Genomic DNA, 16,312 nt, shown 5'->3' on the forward strand with positions numbered 1-16,312 from the left:
AGTTTCAACTTGTCAGCAAACACTGGAACAGTCTCCTCTTCGATAGAGGATTGGAAAAAGATCCTACATACCCATTTCGGGTTTTCTCAATTTAGGCAAGGCCAATGGGAAGCTGTCCAAGCGTTATTAGGAAGAAAGGATGTACTCGCAATTCTTCCTACAGGTGGCGGAAAATCTCTCATCTACCAATTACCTTCCTTCGCCGAGGCAAATTCTCTTACGATAGTAATCTCTCCATTGATTGCTCTAATGAAAGATCAAGTGGACGGGCTAAAAGCAAGAGGCATCCAGGCAGCTTATTGTAATTCTACTCAGGATGATCTGGAACAAGTCAGAGTTCTATCTTCTGCTGCAACGGGGAAGATTAGAATATTATATATTTCTCCTGAACGAGCAGTTTCTCGTTCATTTTTGAATCTACTTCCAAAACTTCCAGTGAGTTTAATGGCAGTAGACGAGGCACATTGTGTTTCTCAATGGGGACATGATTTCCGGCCTGAATACAGAAAACTTCATACTTTGCGTTCTTATTTACAAGAAGGAACTCCCTGGGTTGCTCTTACTGCAACCGCGACAGACCGAGTCAAAAAAGATATATCGGATAGTTTAGGATTAAAACTCCCTTTACATGTACAAGGAACCTATGCCAGAGAGAATTTGAAATTTTCGGTATTATATCCGGATTCAGAAAGAGAAAAAGAGAATCTACTCTTAGAAATATTAGAAAAAGGTAATTTTCAAAAGTCGGTTTCTGGAAAAGTAATCATCTACTGTTCTACTCGTGCAAAAGTCGATGAAATTTATGAACTTCTCCGCAAATCGGGATATAAAGCAGGAAAATACCACGCAGGAAGGACCGATTCCAGCAGGGAAAAAGCACAAGAAGGATATTCATCAGGAAAAACGAATATACTCGTAGCCACAAATGCATTTGGAATGGGATTAGATAGCCCTAATGTAAGATTAGTCCTTCATTATCAGGTACCTTCTTCTTTAGAAAGTTATTACCAAGAAGCGGGAAGAGCCGGTAGAGACGGTAAAAATTCCGATTGTGTATTATTCTTCTTACCTGGCGATCTAAGCGTCCAGAGTTTTCTTTTATCTAAGGAAGCAAACTATAAGGGGGGAGAAACCCTACTCTCTCATGTAAAATCTTACGTAAGCTCTCCCGACTGCAGACAAAAAATCTTATGCGATTATTTCGGAGAAGAAATCTCTAATTGTGGGTCTTGCGATACTTGCGCGGACTCTGCCTCTTCTCATTCTGCAAGGCTTGCTTATACCGAAAGGGAAAGATTAAAGGCCGAAAAGAAGAAGGAAAAAGAATCTCATATTTTTGATCCGGACGAGATCAAATCTGTGGAAGGATTGATATCTGAATATCCGGCAAAATTCGGCAAAAAGATCATTGCAGGCACATTAAGAGGTGCAAAATCGAAGGATATACTTCGCAGAAGATTGGATAAGTCGCAATATTATTCTTCTTTAAAACATATTCCAGAAGAATCTATTCTCAAACTTTTGGAAGATTGGCAGAAGGTCAAAAAACTTTCAGTCAAAGGGGATAAATATCCTAAAATTTATCTAACTGCATTCGGAAAACCTAAACCATCTTTTGACGATCCTGATAAACCTCGCAAAAAAATACCTCTTAGCGGGGACAAACTCATTCTGAACGAACTCAAAAATTTCAGAGATAGGATCGCAAGACGTAATAAATGGAAGAAATTTATGGTGCTTCAAAATCCGGTACTTGTCAGGATTGTTTCCCAAAAACCGGAAAGTCTGGAAGACCTAATGGCGATCAAAGGTATGGGAGAAGCCAAAGTTAGACAATATGGGAAAGAAATTTTAGCTATTTTAGAGAAGTTTTAACCTTTTCCGCTTTCCGAGCCCCGAAAATCGCCTTGCCTAGTTCTTAAAGATTTCCTAATCTGACCAGCCAATCCATTTGCGAATTTTATACATTAGGAAAACAATATGTTTCTGATCCGCCTTATCTTTCCTTATTTCAAGGTTTCTAAAACAAAAGCTTTAAATGAAGTGAATGTTTGGCTCCAAAGTAAGGAAACAAAGGATTCTCTACCCGCTACGGATTATATCCCTTTCATGGATAACTTAGCCTTCCAACAATACAAAGATAGGATTTCCAAAAAGATGGGAATCCCCGAATCAGAATTAGAACTATATAGATCCACGGAAAGGACCAAACTTTTATACAGACCATTCTTTATAATTTTCTTCATTGGAATGTTGTATTTGGGGATTAATTTATTCCTAGAGATCCAACCTTATTTAGGAAAATCTAGATTAGAAAAACCGTTTATAGAAAACCTTCTACCATCCGGAAAAAAAGAATTGGTAGAGATGGACGGATCTTTTTGTAGATATATGATCAATAATGCCTCAGAGATCGCAGAAGATTATTTTTATATAGGTTGGTATCTGTTCAGTATCGGATCCATATGTACGTTTTTAGGTTCTATAATGGATTCCAAACATCATGGGATCCTGAAGATAGCACTTCCGTTCGTAGGTTTATTCATTTTAAGTATAGCCTGGAAAATATTCGATAATTCTAAACTAGCGGGTATTGCAGCGGGAAGATCCATGTCACATTATAATGAAGAGAAAGATTCTGATAAAAAATGCAGACAAGAATGGGCAAATCTTAGACAGGGGATCGCAAATTTGGTACCTTCCGGGATAGACGGAGATACTTCTAAATAATTTAGAATAGAGAAGGAAACAAATCCTCTTCGTCTTCTGTCTTGATCTGCGAATTTTTAGACAAACTTTCTGGATGAGATAGGCTTAAACCTAAAAGACGGATCGGAAAAATAGATTTACCGGATTCTAATATGAATTCTTCCAAAAGTTTAGAGCCGATCCGATATAGCTCATTTTTGTCCAGAAAGGAATAATCTTCGGTAATACTTCTGGTCTTTTGGGTGAAGTCTGAAAATTTCACTTTAAGTGTGATTGTTTTTCCTGGAAAAGGTTTTTGTAAAAGTCTCCTTTCCAACTCTTCGGCAATATCCGCAAGTTCCCTGAATATCTCGGAACTATTTTCAAGGTCTTTGGCAAAAGTGGATTCTGCACCTAAAGATTTTCTTTCTCTGTAAGGTTCTACCGGCCTATCGTCCAAACCTCTACATACTGCATAGAACCAACGCCCTGATTTGCCGAAATTTTGACCTAACATCTCGAGGCTTTTTTCTTTTAGATCTTTTCCTTTTTTAATCCCAAGTGCATGCATTTTTTTTAATGTAACTTTTCCGATCCCCGGAAATACGGAAACATCTAGTGAGTCTATAAACTTTTCGATTTGTTCCGGTCGAACAATTGTCATTCCATTCGGCTTGTTTTGGTCAGTTGCAATTTTGGCTAAGAATTTATTGATGGAAACTCCTGCGGATGCAGTCAATTGAGTCTCTTCGAAAATTTTTTCTCTGATCTCTTTTGCAACCTCGCTTGCATAAGGGATATTTTTCTTATTTTGAGTAACGTCTAAAAATGCCTCATCCAAAGAAAGCATCTCCACGAGGTCTGTGTATTCTAAAAAGATCTGTCTGATCTTTGAAGATACTTTTCTGTATGCTTCGAATCGAGGAGTTACAAAAATCCCGGGGGGACAAAGTCTTGCCGCTTGAGAGCAAGGCATCGCAGATCGAACTCCGAATTTCCTTGCTTCATAACTTGCAGCGCATACCACTCCTCTGGAATCCGGAGGACCTCCGACAATGATTGGCTTGCCCCGATAACTCGGGTTATCTCTTTGTTCTACAGAAGCATAAAATGCATCCATATCCACATGTAGAATTTTTCGAATCATCTTCTTCTATCTATACTAAACGGATATATAGATTAGTCAAGTTTAATCCGAAACCCTGAGATAGGTTAAAACATAGACCGACTTTGTACCATTCTTCTTTAAAATCCGACAGGCCTCGTTCACACTTGCGCCGGTAGTAAAAACATCATCCAATAATAATATCTTAGAAGGACAACGATCCTTCCAGTTCGGTTTAATTTCCCAAGCAGAATACGCATGAAAAAATCTTTCAGAAAAACTTTTACCTGCCTGTCTTTCGGAGCTTGTCTTCATTAACGGATCTATTAAAGGAATTTTTAATATTCTTCTTGTTTCTTCATACAATCTGCTACTCGGAGAGAATGGCCTAAGATCCGAATTAAAAATCTTACCATTTGAATAACTGGGTAGAAGGATACAAGCATCCATGTTCAAAGTTTTTAGCTCTCTCAAGGTCCTTCTGATTCCCAAAGAAAGGAAAATCGAAACCGGATACTCATTATTTGATTTCAGCTTGTTTAATAATTCTCCTAACAGATCATTTCTGTCCCTGAGACTGAACACTCTCGTAAAGAATACATTTCTGGAATCGCAGAATCCGCAAACATCGGAGGAATTGGACAAAGGAGAAGAGCAGATATTACATCTATAAGCGGGCTCGAAAGTTCGAGTCGCATTCGCGCATCTTTTACAAAGACCAATTTTTAAGGAAAAAAAGTCTTCTCTTCCGCAAATTCCACAATGTAAAGGAAAGAAAAAATCCAAGAGTCGGAGAAAGAATAAAGATCTCATAAAATAAACAGGTGTTAAATGGAATTCACCACGCGTATTTTTTCCCAACGGGTAATCTTAAAGATCTAACCGGCTAATTGTAAAGCTTCCCCACTCAAAGGGATACCGAATTGGAACACCTTTTATTTATTCAGATTTAATAAGTTATTGCCTATCTAATAAACTTCGTTCTAATAGCCAACGTTATGGGAAGTTCCAACATAAGAATCTGCTTATTAAGTGTTTTATTATTTTTCCCGTTAGTCGAACTGTTTGCGGAACTTCAAACAATCTATATGAGGAATGGACAGATCTTACGGGGAGAAGTCATCCAACAGACTGCGACCACAATGCAGATCAAAATGGAAGACGGGAAGATCAAACAACTCAATAAAAAAGAGATCCAAAGAGTTAGCTATAAAGAACCTACCGTACAAGAAAAGAAAGAATCAGAAGAAAAATTAAAACAACAAACTACAGTTGTCGAAGAACCTCCTGCCCCAACCCCGGAACCGACTAAAAAATCCGAGCCGGAAATAGATAAAAACGCAAGCCCTTATGCGATCGACCAAACTAAAAGAAAAGATCTAGAGATCTATTTTGGAGCAGGTTTGGGAACTTATCGGCCTGCTACAGAAAATTATTTTGACCATGTAAGCGCAACGTTTGGCAACCTGCTCGGTGGAACTCCTATGCAGGTAGACGATCCTGCCTATAAGCGGGGCCTTGCTTATAGTATGGGAGCAATCTATTACTGGAAAAAATTCGCATTCGGATTATCTTCCATTCATTTTGGAGGAACAACTTCAGAGAGAATGGTGGTATATGCGGGAAATTCTGCCATTCAGGAATTTAAGGGAACGTTTCCTGAAAAGCAAAATTCTTTGAAGTTAGATGTCTCTTATTTGGCTTTTAGTAATCAAAGAGTGGATATAAGACCCAGTTTCGGATATTCACAATTCTGGAGTAAAACGGTAGATAATAACACTACAGCTAACGAATATTATGCGAACTCATTAGCATCGGCAATGAAACTTAATTATGATTTTTTGGAGATTTTAAAAGGACCTTCGGTTGGGATAAAAACGACAATTCGATTCGGAGAAAGATGGGAGAACCGGATCGAACTTCATTATTTATCTCTTACTGGGACGCAGTACGTTAGCGCAGTCAACACTACCGCCACTACAGATGGCACTTTCTTTGATTATTACCGATCCGATATAACTACAATATGGACAGCAAAAGGATTCAATTTTTCTAATAAACTATTCTATCGTTTAACTCCTACACTTTCCTTTTGGGTGGGGATACAATTGTTCGAATGGAAATATTCGATAAATTCTACAGAACAAAGATTCCAAGGATTAGGAGACGCAAAATTTCCACCCTCGATAGATACGATCGTTCTTAATAATTTTTTGGTCGATGCCGTTGCGAAATCCGTACCTGCGGCGAGTAGGTCCTCTTCTTTGGAATTTGGGGTGCTGAAACGATTTGAGTTCTCTCAATAATTCAAATTAATTTTACAAAATTAAATTATTGCCTCCATCCTTTTAAGATAAAGGATACCTCGAAGATGAAATTGTTTCTTCTTAGGTCCTTTCTTGCTTTCACCAACGAAACACTTAGATGAAAAGATTTGTGTTTTGTAATTCGATAGTGACATTATGAATAATTGTAAACGACTATTATTAACAGCATTCATACTATCTCCATTTCACTTTTCATACAGTGCAGAGAAAGCAATTTACCTTAAGAGAGGAGTTGTAGTTGTTGGAGAGGTTTTAGAAGAAACAGAAGAATATATAAAGATCCAGACTGCAAACGGCATTATTGGTAAATTAGAGAAAAAGTTCATAAAAAATATCCAGGATATACCAGTAACAAACGAAACTGTCGAAAGTCCTAAAAAACCTTCTGGATTAGAAAATGAAAAAACGAATTTACTAAAACATAAATTCGAGTTCAGCCTCGGAATCGGATACGGGACATATCAATCAACACGTGATCTTGTTGCGTTCAAACTTAGAGATATGGGAGAAGTGGGATTATACGGAGAAGAAAATAATATTTTTGTAAATGGAAATAGGAATAATAAACCCGGGCCAACTGCGTCTTACGAATTGAACTATTATTGGAAAAAATATCTTCTTCATTCTCCGGGTCTACATTTACAGGAGAAGCTCGCGATTTTAATCAATATATACTAAATGCAAATTTAAATTTGAATTCAGCGGCGAATCACCCTTTCACAAACAGCCAGACATTTATTAAAGGTGATATAAGTTACCTAACATATTCGGATAATTTATTCCAAATCCGACCTTCATTGGGATATTTACAAACTTGGACCAAAAGTCCTGAACATAGTTCTGTCATGAACCCTATCTATTCTTCTTCGTTTTATATAAACGGGTTACAGAGAAATAATATGTTCGAGTCCATGAAAGGACCGCTGATCGGATTAAAACTGTCTCTAAAAGTTAATCCCATGATCGAAAATCGACTCGAATTTTATTCTGCGATACTCACTGGGGAAAGACATCATAATGCAAGTTTATTCTATCAGGAAGGGCCAGGTCCACCTGAACAGCCTGTTAAAGCTTCTGCATTTTCTGAGAATACATTTTGGAAGGCTACCGCTAGATATATAAGCTACAAATTCATATTCCATTTAACGGATGTTTCTGCCTGGGTAGGCTTTCAGTCCCTGTTTTGGAAATATAATATAGAATCTATAAGTCTAGATAGAAGTTCGACTGAATCCATTGATCCAGTAAAATCGGCTACATCACAAATTTTTCTTAACATGTTAGCTCCTCCTTATGTTGGAAGTTCTAAATCTGAATCCATAGAAATCGGATTAATGAAATGTCTTGATATATCCGAAGGTAAAATTAATTGGAATCCTATTTCTTCTCCAGCGCCCTACGAATAAAAGACATCATCCCTTTTACAACTTTCTCATCGTTATCAAAGTCTTTTCCCAAATAGACTTTCATTCTTTCTCGATAATACTCGGTTGCATAAGAGAATTGAAGTATCATAAAAAGATTATCGATACAGAATGCGAAAATTTTCTCATCTACATCTTTACCGACGGATCCGGACTTCTTCGCTTCTGCCAAGAGAGAAGTGTATACTTTTGCGGAAACACTTTCCATATCAGAGGAAAGTCCTCTGATCAATTCCGAATTTCCTTCTGCAGTGATCTCATTGTATAAACGGATAATATCTCTATTTTCTCTCGAATGTTTTTGGATAATCCTTAGTATTCTTTCAATCTTACCGAACAGATCACTTTCTTCACTAAGAACTTCTTCTAACGTTTTTTCTAATTGATGGATCCCATAACCGACAGCAGTAAGAAAGAAATCTTCTTTTGTATCAAAGTATTTGTACAAGGACCCAACGCTGATCCCGGCCTTTTTCGCAATAATATTCGTGTTTGCATTATTGAAACCTCGGTTTGCAAATTCTGCAATCGCAACGGAAAGTATCCTGGTCCTTTTTTCTTCCGGGATCTTATCAAAAGTATCTCTATTGTATTTTGAAGAGGTAAATTCGGCCACAGTACTTCCTATATTTACTACCTGAGCGGTTCCTAAGCTCCGGAATACGGAAAATTTTCCCGGATGCATCTTTTCTGTATTTTCTAGTTGACAGTGAGTGAGTATTCACTCACTGTCAACTTATATTCCGCAAAAAAAGGAAAAAGATATGTCTACCGGCTTCGCAATTTCTCAATACCCAGACGTAAAAGGGGTTTATAAGCAACTTCACGACCTGATTCGCCAGCCAATTCGCTCCATTAAGAAGAATGAAATGGAGAAATACCTTCAGGAATATTTTGAAAAGAAATGCTCTAAATCCAAAACTATGATCGCGGAAGCTTCCGAATATATCCCGGGGGGAGTGCAGCATAACCTTGCATTCAATTATCCCTTCCCTCTTGTTTTCACAAAGGCTTCCGGAGCGCATTTATTTGATCTGGATGGGAACAAATACATAGATTTCCTGCAAGCTGGAGGTCCTACCGTTTTAGGAAGTAACCCTACTAATATTCGTAAACAGGTTGTTAAACTTCTGGAAACCACAGGACCAGTAACAGGTCTATTCCATGAATATGAGTTAAGACTTGCGGAGAAGATTGTGGAGCACATGCCTTCTGTGCAAATGTTCCGTATGTTAGGATCCGGAACGGAAGCATGTATGGCTTCTATCCGTGTCGCAAGACTTGCTACTAAAAAGAAAAATATTGTGAAGATGGGCGGAGCTTATCACGGTTGGAGTGATCAACTTGCGTATGGACTTCGCCTTCCAGGCACGAGACATTTTGAGTCTCACGGAATTCCTAAACATGTTTTCAAATACACTCAAGAATTCTATCCAAATGATCTAAACGCATTAGAAAGAACCTTAAAAAGAAATCGCTGGAGAGGCGGTACGGCTGCAGTTATCTTAGAACCGATCGGACCGGAAAGTGGAACTCGCCCTATAGATATGGACTTCAATAAAGGAGTCAGAGAACTTTGCGACAAGTATGGAGCATTACTGATTTTTGATGAAGTTGTTACTGCGTTCCGTATAGGCCTAAGCGGCGCTCAAGGGTATTATGGAGTCACTCCGGATCTAACCGTATTCGGTAAAGTAGTTGCCGGCGGTTATCCTTCCGCCGGTGGATTGGGTGGAAAGAAGGAATACATGAAGTATCTTTCTGCAGGACTTCAAACCGGTGTCAAAAAGGCACTGATAGGTGGAACCATGGCGGCAAACCCTCTTAGCTCTGCTGCAGGTTATTATACTCTTCTTGAGATCGAAAAACAAAAAGCCTGTGAAAAAGCGGGAAGAGCAGGAGATAGGATCACTGCAGGTTTACAAAAACTAATTAAGAAGTATAATCTACCTTTCGTAGCATTCAACCAGGGATCTATCTGCCATTTGGAAACTGTTGGAACCATGCTTTTAGAGATCGATATCAAAAAATTCTGGAAGATTAAATCCACGATCAAAGAGGCTCACACTCGCAAAAAAGCGATGGAAGAAATGGGTGCAGCATACATGGCAGAAGGTATTGTTACATTAGCAGGTAGCCGCTTATATACAAGTGCTGCGGACACAGATGCAGTGATCGACGACGCACTAAAAAGATTCGAGAGAGTTTTCCAGAAAGTCGAAGGTGTATAACCTTTAAGTCTGCTGAATAGGAGAAGAAGATGGAAATAGATAAGGCCAAAAAAATCGTTCGAGATACAGGGATCCGACTTTTGAAGTCCGGTTTGATCGCAAGAACTTGGGGAAATATCAGCCAACGTATCGATGAAAATTATTTTGCGATCACTCCTACCGGCAGAACTTACGAAGATCTTACTCCCGAAGAGATTGTACAAGTAAACATTGATGATCTTACTCATATCGGAAAGATTAAACCTTCTTATGAGAAAGGACTTCACTCTGCTGCTTATAAACTTCGTCCAAATATTGGTGCGGTAATTCATACTCACCAACTACAAGCTGCAGTAGTTGCAGCCGCAAGAAAAGATGTGCCTGTCCTAAATCCTCAGATGAAAAAGATCATTGGAGGACCTGTACTTTGTACCAACTATTCTCTCCCTGGAACTAAGAAACTGATCAAGATGGCAATCCAAGCATTGGATAAATCTGGAAGTAAAGCGGTTCTTTTAGCAAACCATGGAACTCTTTGTGTGGGAAAAGATATGGAAGACGCTTTTCAAGTTGCACTCGAACTAGAGAGAGTTTGCCAATTATTCATTGAAAAAGAATTCTTAAAAGTTTCCGGTTATAAGAAAGGAGATAGGGATTCCATTCGCTCTTGGTATCTCAAAAACTATGGACTGGTAAAAACAGCATGAAAGCTCCTGATAGCCCGATGGATCTTCAGAAATTTCTCCCTCAATTAGTGAAGGAAGGAATTTTAGCTAAGAATGGATGCGCCAGCGTTAAGATTGGAAAAAGTATTTGGATCACACCTAAAAAGGCAGACCTAAACACAATTGGTAAAAAAGCTAAGACCGCTCTATTAGAAATTCCTTTGGAAGAAAATCAGATCTTTCCGAAAGATATTCCTGACGAAGCGATCCAACATCTTACTCTATATTTAGCAAGACCTGAATTCAGCGTTATCATTCACTCTACTCAAGAAAATGTGACGACATGCTCTATGGCGGGAACAACTGTACGTCCCTTCCTTGATGATATGGCCCAGATTGTAGGCCCGAATGCAAAAGTAGTTCCGAATCAAAAAGATGAAAAGGGATTAAAGAAAATCGTCTCTGCCATTAGCAGAAGAAACGCAGTATATCTTCAAGATGTGGGAGCGTTATGTGCTCATAAAAGTTTAGATGATGTTCATGCGGTTTGCATGGTTTTAGAAAAAGCAAGCAAGGCATTCGTAGAATCTAAAATTCTGGGCGGCGGAAAACCAGTTCCATGGTTAGAAGCAGAAGCAATCAGATTTGTTTATCAGAGAAAATACTCTAAACAAGCGGAGAAGAACCGAGGATAAGATTCTTTTTGTGCTAAGTTGGATCCACTGTAGATCTGGATTTGGCTGATGGCGGCCCCGCCCTCTTTGGGTGGGGGCTGGAGCGTAGCGGTGGAGAAAAATTTCACATTCCGATCCCTATATCACAAAATCGGATCTTCAACAAGCGAAATTTAAATCCCAAAGCTTGTTGGAATTCCAACAGAATTCTCGCAGAAATTTCTATTTACAACTTTCTCTTGTTCTTGCCGCCAATCACTTCTCGGACGTTTCCAACTTCTTACTGAGATCTTCCAAATAAACTTTCATAGTTGCGTCATGCCCGAATACAAATTTAGAAAGAACTCTAAATAGTGGATTCGTTACAAAACCATTTTCAGTAATTTTCAATTTTGTATTCGGGCCATTCTGATGAATATCGAATTCCCAACCTCCGCCAAAAGGAAGATCTTCGCTTAATATTTTAGTATGTAAATAGTTAGGAAAACGTTCCTCTATAATTCCAAAACGAATATTATTCCCGTGAGAATCAGATTCTATCCAAATTTTATCGGATTCTATATTTACGGATTCTAACCCGCTTCTCCAATCCTTATATTCCCGGATATTCCGAATTATCTTAAAAATGTTTTCAGAAGAAGAAGAAAAATCTTTCTCCACACTTGCAATATGATCTTTCGGAAGTAAATATCCTGAAAGCACAAGTAAGACTATAAAACCTACCAAGCTAAACAAAATGATCCAAACAATCTTCATCTACCTTCTCCGTGTATTTTGATTAAGTGAAATATAAGTATTTATAGGCTTCACTAATTATAAACCAATTTCAAAAAACTTAATTTACACACAGTTATTTCTTGGATTAAGAAATATAGATAGTCTATTAATTTCCATTTTATCAAATAAAACTTGGATCTTTGGGCGAAATATCTATCTTGCTCGCCCATGAAGAGAATACAAAAATATATAATCGCCCTCGGTGTTATCTGCATTTTCGCCTGCAGTCCGGAAAAAAATATATCTCCGGAATTAATTGGCCTACTCGGAAACGATACAAATCCAAATTTTAGGTCCCAATATTCCAGTTTAGGATTTAATACGGAATCTACTACTTCGCATAGTCTGGACTATATAAACAATGAATTAGAACGCAAGATCTTAGTTGGGGATAAAACTTATAACGGAGTCATCGATAAAATTTTCTTGGATGGCTTAGGAAGGGAAGTATCCTTCCGCGGGTTCAATATCTCAGGGAATGTAAAACTTGTTCAACACGGTTTCAAACCTTTTGCAAATGATTCGGATGCGGAAACTGCGTTTAATAGATTAGGAAAGACCACCGGTTCCAATATGATCCGATTCACAATTGCCTGGGAAGGAACTCATCCTTCTGTGAACACGATCAATTATACATATTTGGATGCTATTATTTCTCAGATGAGAAAAGCGATCTCCAAGAAGATGTATATTCTACTCGATTACCACCAAGATCTTTATTCAAGACATCTATTTAATAAAAACTCCTGGCATACCGGAAATGGTGCTCCTTCTTGGATTATCTCAGGGAGTTCTTATCCTTCGGAATATTGCGGGATTATCTGTGCAACTTGGAGCCAAAACAATCTTACAAACGAAGCAGTTCGCAAAGGTTTCCGGAATTTTTGGAATAATACATCTATTTCTACTTCTTCAGGGACAAGATATGTTCAAACTGAATATCTTTGGCAGATCGGAAAGACAGTAGCCTATATTAAAGAAAAATTAAGTCCAGAAGAGTTCGATTATATAGTAGGATTGGATCCGTTTAACGAACCTGTGGACGGAGGAATGGAAGGTTTAAGTCCCGCACAATGGGATAACCAAAAATTATGGCCTTTTTATAGAAAGGTAAGAGAAACCCTAACACAAAATGGATGGCAGAATAAACTAGTATTTGCGGAACCATTGGTGTTCTGGAACACAAACGTAGGAGTTGTCGCCCCTGCAACCGGAGGAGGACATTTAACTACCCTTCCCGGAGAAGGATTCGCATTCAATTCTCACTTTTATGATGCAGGAAGAATGGGAACAGATCTAACAGGAATAGACAACGCCACCTATTTCAAATATTTAGATGAGATCCGGAAAGAAGCAAGATTCTTGAATATTCCATCTTTCTTAAGTGAATTCGGAATGTGGTTAAAAGGTGTTGGCGCAAAAGACACTCCTAGAATGATCAATGCAGTCTACCAAGCTATGGAAATCTCAGACAAGGCTCAGACTAGTAAAACAAGATTCGCGGACTTCTACAATCCGATCGTATCCGGTACCCAATGGCATTGGGATTATTATTATGATAAACATAACGAATATATGAACGGCAACAGTTCTAAACTTATCACTACCAAGGATGCTTGGAACAATGAAGACTTCTCAGTGATCGGGAATTATGGAACTACATTCAATATGGATTATCATGTGACCCAGAGGGCATATGTCAGAAGGATCCAAGGAAGAGCTATAAGTTCTCATTATAACGCAATTGGATATGATACATGGAATAATGTATTTGCATGGGCTGCGATTAAAACTCTTCAGAACGGAACAAAATACTTCGGTGATAAAAGATTCATCTTAGTAGTTTGGAAAGGAAGAAGTTCGGATGCTCCTACTGAAATTTATCTGCCTCCTCATTTTAATAGAAATGATACTGCTCTAATCACAGAGAAACGTATCTATAACAAACAAATCCCCGGAATAATACTGCAAGAATCGAACGAAGCAATCTTAACGGACGATAGGAATCGAGAAAGTGGCTCTGGAAACTTGGCATTAATCTGGGATGATCTTGATCCGGAAGAAGATCCGAACGAAGCCATACACTATGCACTCTTAGTAGATGGATTGGGCTCTACGTTTGATATCCAAGCATTACAGACTTTGCAAGCGGGGTTAAATATTAGAATATTAAACGAAAAGAAGAGCCCGATATACTTTACTGGCAAAATGACTTATGGAGGTTATCCGACCGAACAATAAAAGAAAGTTTTAAATTGCGAGATTGTTTTTAAAGGAGCCACTTACTTTTCTCTTATTTTTTCCGTCTTAAGTATTTGGAAGAGAGATTATATTTTTACATCTATCCTACATTCTGTAAAAAATTTGTAGATGATACGTTCAAAAATATATTCACTAATCCAAATACTAAGGCGATATCCAAAAGAGGCCGATTAGGGATGGAAGAAAAAAAGGAACTTATAACGGAGCGAATTATAGCCTCCGGTCCACTGACAATCAATCGGATCCGATTCGGTTTAGCAGGACTTTTTTTAGCCTCGCTTGCCGCATCGTGGACCCAAAGCTCCGCAGTTCAAAACGCAGCGTATCTAATAGGAACCAGCTCGATGCTGGGCTACGCGTTCTATAATTATTACTGTAATAAAAAATTCGGAATGATTCCTTCCATGGTCGGGAAGGTTTCCGTAATCGCAGATATCACGATCATTTGTGTGGTCATGTTCGTCGCCTCTTGGACCGATCGGAATATGGCCTCCGGAGTGATCCGCCAGATGGTATTATACGCGATCAATATGATCTTTATCGTCTATTCCGTTCTACTACTTTCTCCTACTGTCGCGAAACTTTCCGGGATCGTTAGCGTTGTAGGACAAGGCCTCGTAATCATTAATACGATTTTTAGAGGAGTCGAGTTCACAGAAGATGAACTCAAAGTAATTTCCCCGGGATACGCATCCATATCGGAACAATCCTTAAAGTTAGTATTTTTAGCAGTAGTATCCTATATTACCCGAAGTGTGATCCTGATTTTCCGTAGGATTGGCGCGGTAGAAGAAGAATACGCAAGTACTTTAGAGCAGAAGGTCGACGAAAGAACAATAGAAGTCACCAAAAGAATGGAAGAGATCCAGGCTCTGAAGGTCCAGCAAGATGGGGATTATTATCTCACTTCTCTTTTGAGTAAACCGCTCATGACAAACTGGAATACTTCCCAAGATGTGAGCACAATCTTCTATATAGAACAAAAGAAAAAATTCACATTCAAAAATAGAGAATCCGAGCTAGGCGGAGATATTTGTATTAGCGGAAATTTACTGTTCGGTTCCGAAAAGGAAAAATGGACCTTCTTCTTAAATGGAGATGCAATGGGAAAATCTCTCCAAGGTGCAGGAGGAGCAATTGTACTTGGAACCGCGGTAAACAATATCCTTTCTCGCTCCGCAAGCCATGGTAAGACAATCGATATCAATCCGGAAGCTTGGATGCTCCAAACTCATAGAGAACTGGACGAAATTTTTAGGACATTCGATGGAACCATGATGGCTTCTGCAATCTTTGGACTCATCCATGATAAAACCGGAAAGATATTCATACTGAACGCGGAACATCCTTGGCCGGTATTGTTTAGAGACGATAGATCTTCTTTCTTGTCTCCAGAACTTTCCTCATGGAAATTAGGTTCTCCATTCGGTGCGAATATTAAAATTCATGAATCTTATCTACAACCAGGAGATGTTCTGTTTTTAGGTTCGGACGGAAGAGATGATATTAATATCAGCTCTGACGGGATCAATTGGAAGATGAACGAGGACGAGAACTTATTCGTTCGTATCGTAGAAGATTCCAAAGGGGATCTGGACACAATCGCAGGAAAACTTCATGGAGTAGGTGCAATTGCCGACGATCTTTCCCTCATCCGAATCGGCTATAAAGAACTGATAGATCCGGAACATCCTAAGTATAACGATGCAGTAGCAAAGTACAACCAAGCGAAACAACATATAGCGAAAAAAGAAGTACCGATAGCTCTAGAGCTTCTAGAATTATCCTGGAACTTGGCTCCAAATTTTAAAGAATCTGCAAGATTGATCGGACAGATCTATTACGACAAAAAAGAATTCTCCAAAGCCTCAAAATGGTTAGAACGTTATTTGAACTTGGACCCTGAGTCCCATAATATCTGGTTTTTATTGTCCCTATGTTATAAACATATGAAGGAATTCCAACGTGCAGCAGACGCGGCAGAGAAGGTCCGGAATACCCAACCTCATCGTCTAGCGAACCTGATCAATCTTTCAGACAATTATAGACTTCTGAATAAATTCAAAGACGCAAGATCCATACTGGAAAAAGCAAAAGAATTAGATGGAGAAAGTGCGTTAGTAGGCAAACTGGACGAGTTTTTGAAATCGAAAGGTTTCTGAAACTTTATAAAAATTTCT

14 protein-coding genes are annotated in these 16,312 nt (G+C 38.6%); 10 read left to right on the top strand and 4 right to left on the bottom strand.

What is annotated here, in order from left to right; genetic code table 11:
- Positions 1-9: 9 nt before the first annotated feature.
- Both EHO65_RS01120 and EHO65_RS01125 read left to right on the top strand, forming a co-directional pair.
- Complete coding sequence (locus EHO65_RS01120; RefSeq protein WP_135772411.1) at positions 10-1,875, top strand: RecQ family ATP-dependent DNA helicase; 1,866 nt, start codon at positions 10-12, stop codon at positions 1,873-1,875.
- A gap of 105 nt (positions 1,876-1,980) precedes the next feature.
- Positions 1,981-2,730, top strand: coding sequence for a hypothetical protein (locus EHO65_RS01125; protein WP_135772412.1), 750 nt, complete (start codon positions 1,981-1,983; stop codon positions 2,728-2,730).
- 1 nt (position 2,731) lies between these two features.
- Here EHO65_RS01125 and dinB read toward each other — a convergent pair whose 3' ends face one another.
- Positions 2,732-3,835 (bottom strand): DNA polymerase IV, encoded by a 1,104-nt coding sequence (gene dinB / locus EHO65_RS01130; protein ID WP_135772413.1) that lies wholly within the window; start codon positions 3,833-3,835, stop codon positions 2,732-2,734.
- 42 nt (positions 3,836-3,877) lie between these two features.
- On the bottom strand, positions 3,878-4,654 hold the full coding sequence (locus tag EHO65_RS01135) for a ComF family protein (RefSeq protein WP_244243393.1): 777 nt from the start codon (positions 4,652-4,654) through the stop codon (positions 3,878-3,880).
- A gap of 137 nt (positions 4,655-4,791) precedes the next feature.
- Between EHO65_RS01135 and EHO65_RS01140 the strand changes: the two genes are divergently transcribed.
- The 3 genes from EHO65_RS01140 (at position 4,792) to EHO65_RS01150 (ending at position 7,526) form a co-directional block, all read left to right on the top strand.
- Positions 4,792-6,099 carry an LA_0442/LA_0875 N-terminal domain-containing protein gene (locus EHO65_RS01140; protein WP_425269313.1) on the top strand — a complete coding sequence of 436 codons (1,308 nt, stop codon included), beginning with the start codon at positions 4,792-4,794 and terminating at the stop codon, positions 6,097-6,099.
- Between the two features lie 156 nt (positions 6,100-6,255).
- Entirely contained in the window at positions 6,256-6,798 is a 543-nt protein-coding gene (locus EHO65_RS01145) for a hypothetical protein (protein WP_135772415.1), read from the top strand.
- Positions 6,799-6,812: 14 nt separating this feature from the next.
- Complete coding sequence (locus EHO65_RS01150) at positions 6,813-7,526, top strand: hypothetical protein (protein WP_135772416.1); 714 nt, start codon at positions 6,813-6,815, stop codon at positions 7,524-7,526.
- Here EHO65_RS01150 and EHO65_RS01155 read toward each other — a convergent pair.
- Entirely contained in the window at positions 7,498-8,160 is a 663-nt protein-coding gene (locus EHO65_RS01155) for a TetR/AcrR family transcriptional regulator (protein WP_135772477.1), read from the bottom strand. The two genes, EHO65_RS01150 and EHO65_RS01155, sit on opposite strands and share 29 nt — an antisense overlap.
- A gap of 148 nt (positions 8,161-8,308) precedes the next feature.
- Between EHO65_RS01155 and EHO65_RS01160 the strand changes: the two genes are divergently transcribed.
- The 3 genes from EHO65_RS01160 to EHO65_RS01170 are packed head-to-tail and all read left to right on the top strand — an operon-like array spanning position 8,309 to position 11,114.
- On the top strand, positions 8,309-9,775 hold the full coding sequence (locus EHO65_RS01160) for an aspartate aminotransferase family protein (protein WP_135772417.1): 1,467 nt from the start codon (positions 8,309-8,311) through the stop codon (positions 9,773-9,775).
- A 29-nt stretch (positions 9,776-9,804) separates the two neighbouring features.
- Positions 9,805-10,461 carry a class II aldolase/adducin family protein gene (locus EHO65_RS01165; protein ID WP_135772418.1) on the top strand — a complete coding sequence of 219 codons (657 nt, stop codon included), beginning with the start codon at positions 9,805-9,807 and terminating at the stop codon, positions 10,459-10,461.
- The gene (locus tag EHO65_RS01170; RefSeq protein ID WP_135772419.1) at positions 10,458-11,114 is read left to right on the top strand and encodes a class II aldolase/adducin family protein; all 657 of its coding nucleotides are present in this window, start codon (positions 10,458-10,460) and stop codon (positions 11,112-11,114) included. The genes EHO65_RS01165 and EHO65_RS01170 overlap by 4 nt, the downstream gene beginning before the upstream one ends.
- A 234-nt stretch (positions 11,115-11,348) precedes the next feature.
- On the opposite strand, the gene EHO65_RS01175 is transcribed toward EHO65_RS01170, so the two are convergent.
- Entirely contained in the window at positions 11,349-11,849 is a 501-nt protein-coding gene (locus tag EHO65_RS01175) for an LIC10604 family protein (RefSeq protein ID WP_135772420.1), read from the bottom strand.
- Between the two features lie 189 nt (positions 11,850-12,038).
- Here EHO65_RS01175 and EHO65_RS01180 point away from each other — a divergent pair, with 189 nt between their 5' ends.
- On the top strand, positions 12,039-14,111 hold the full coding sequence (locus EHO65_RS01180; RefSeq protein ID WP_135772421.1) for a glycoside hydrolase family 5 protein: 2,073 nt from the start codon (positions 12,039-12,041) through the stop codon (positions 14,109-14,111).
- A gap of 197 nt (positions 14,112-14,308) precedes the next feature.
- Positions 14,309-16,294, top strand: a complete 1,986-nt coding sequence (locus EHO65_RS01185; RefSeq protein ID WP_135772422.1) for a PP2C family protein-serine/threonine phosphatase — start codon at positions 14,309-14,311, stop codon at positions 16,292-16,294.
- The last annotated feature ends 18 nt before the right edge of the window (positions 16,295-16,312 follow it).

The sequence above is a fragment of the Leptospira andrefontaineae genome (assembly GCF_004770105.1).
Lineage (GTDB): Bacteria > Spirochaetota > Leptospiria > Leptospirales > Leptospiraceae > Leptospira_B > Leptospira_B andrefontaineae.

Excerpts from the sequence above, each read along its gene's own strand:
- EHO65_RS01180 (WP_135772421.1), top strand. The coding sequence starts at position 12,039 with ATGAAGAGAATACAAAAATATATAATCGCCCTCGGTGTTATCTGCATT.
- EHO65_RS01175 (WP_135772420.1), bottom strand. The coding sequence starts at position 11,849 with ATGAAGATTGTTTGGATCATTTTGTTTAGCTTGGTAGGTTTTATAGTC.
- EHO65_RS01160 (WP_135772417.1), top strand. The coding sequence starts at position 8,309 with ATGTCTACCGGCTTCGCAATTTCTCAATACCCAGACGTAAAAGGGGTT.
- EHO65_RS01125 (WP_135772412.1), top strand. The coding sequence starts at position 1,981 with ATGTTTCTGATCCGCCTTATCTTTCCTTATTTCAAGGTTTCTAAAACA.
- EHO65_RS01165 (WP_135772418.1), top strand. The coding sequence starts at position 9,805 with ATGGAAATAGATAAGGCCAAAAAAATCGTTCGAGATACAGGGATCCGA.
- EHO65_RS01145 (WP_135772415.1), top strand. The coding sequence starts at position 6,256 with ATGAATAATTGTAAACGACTATTATTAACAGCATTCATACTATCTCCA.
- EHO65_RS01170 (WP_135772419.1), top strand. The coding sequence starts at position 10,458 with ATGAAAGCTCCTGATAGCCCGATGGATCTTCAGAAATTTCTCCCTCAA.
- EHO65_RS01185 (WP_135772422.1), top strand. The coding sequence starts at position 14,309 with ATGGAAGAAAAAAAGGAACTTATAACGGAGCGAATTATAGCCTCCGGT.
- dinB (WP_135772413.1), bottom strand. The coding sequence starts at position 3,835 with ATGATTCGAAAAATTCTACATGTGGATATGGATGCATTTTATGCTTCT.
- EHO65_RS01140 (WP_425269313.1), top strand. The coding sequence starts at position 4,792 with ATGGGAAGTTCCAACATAAGAATCTGCTTATTAAGTGTTTTATTATTT.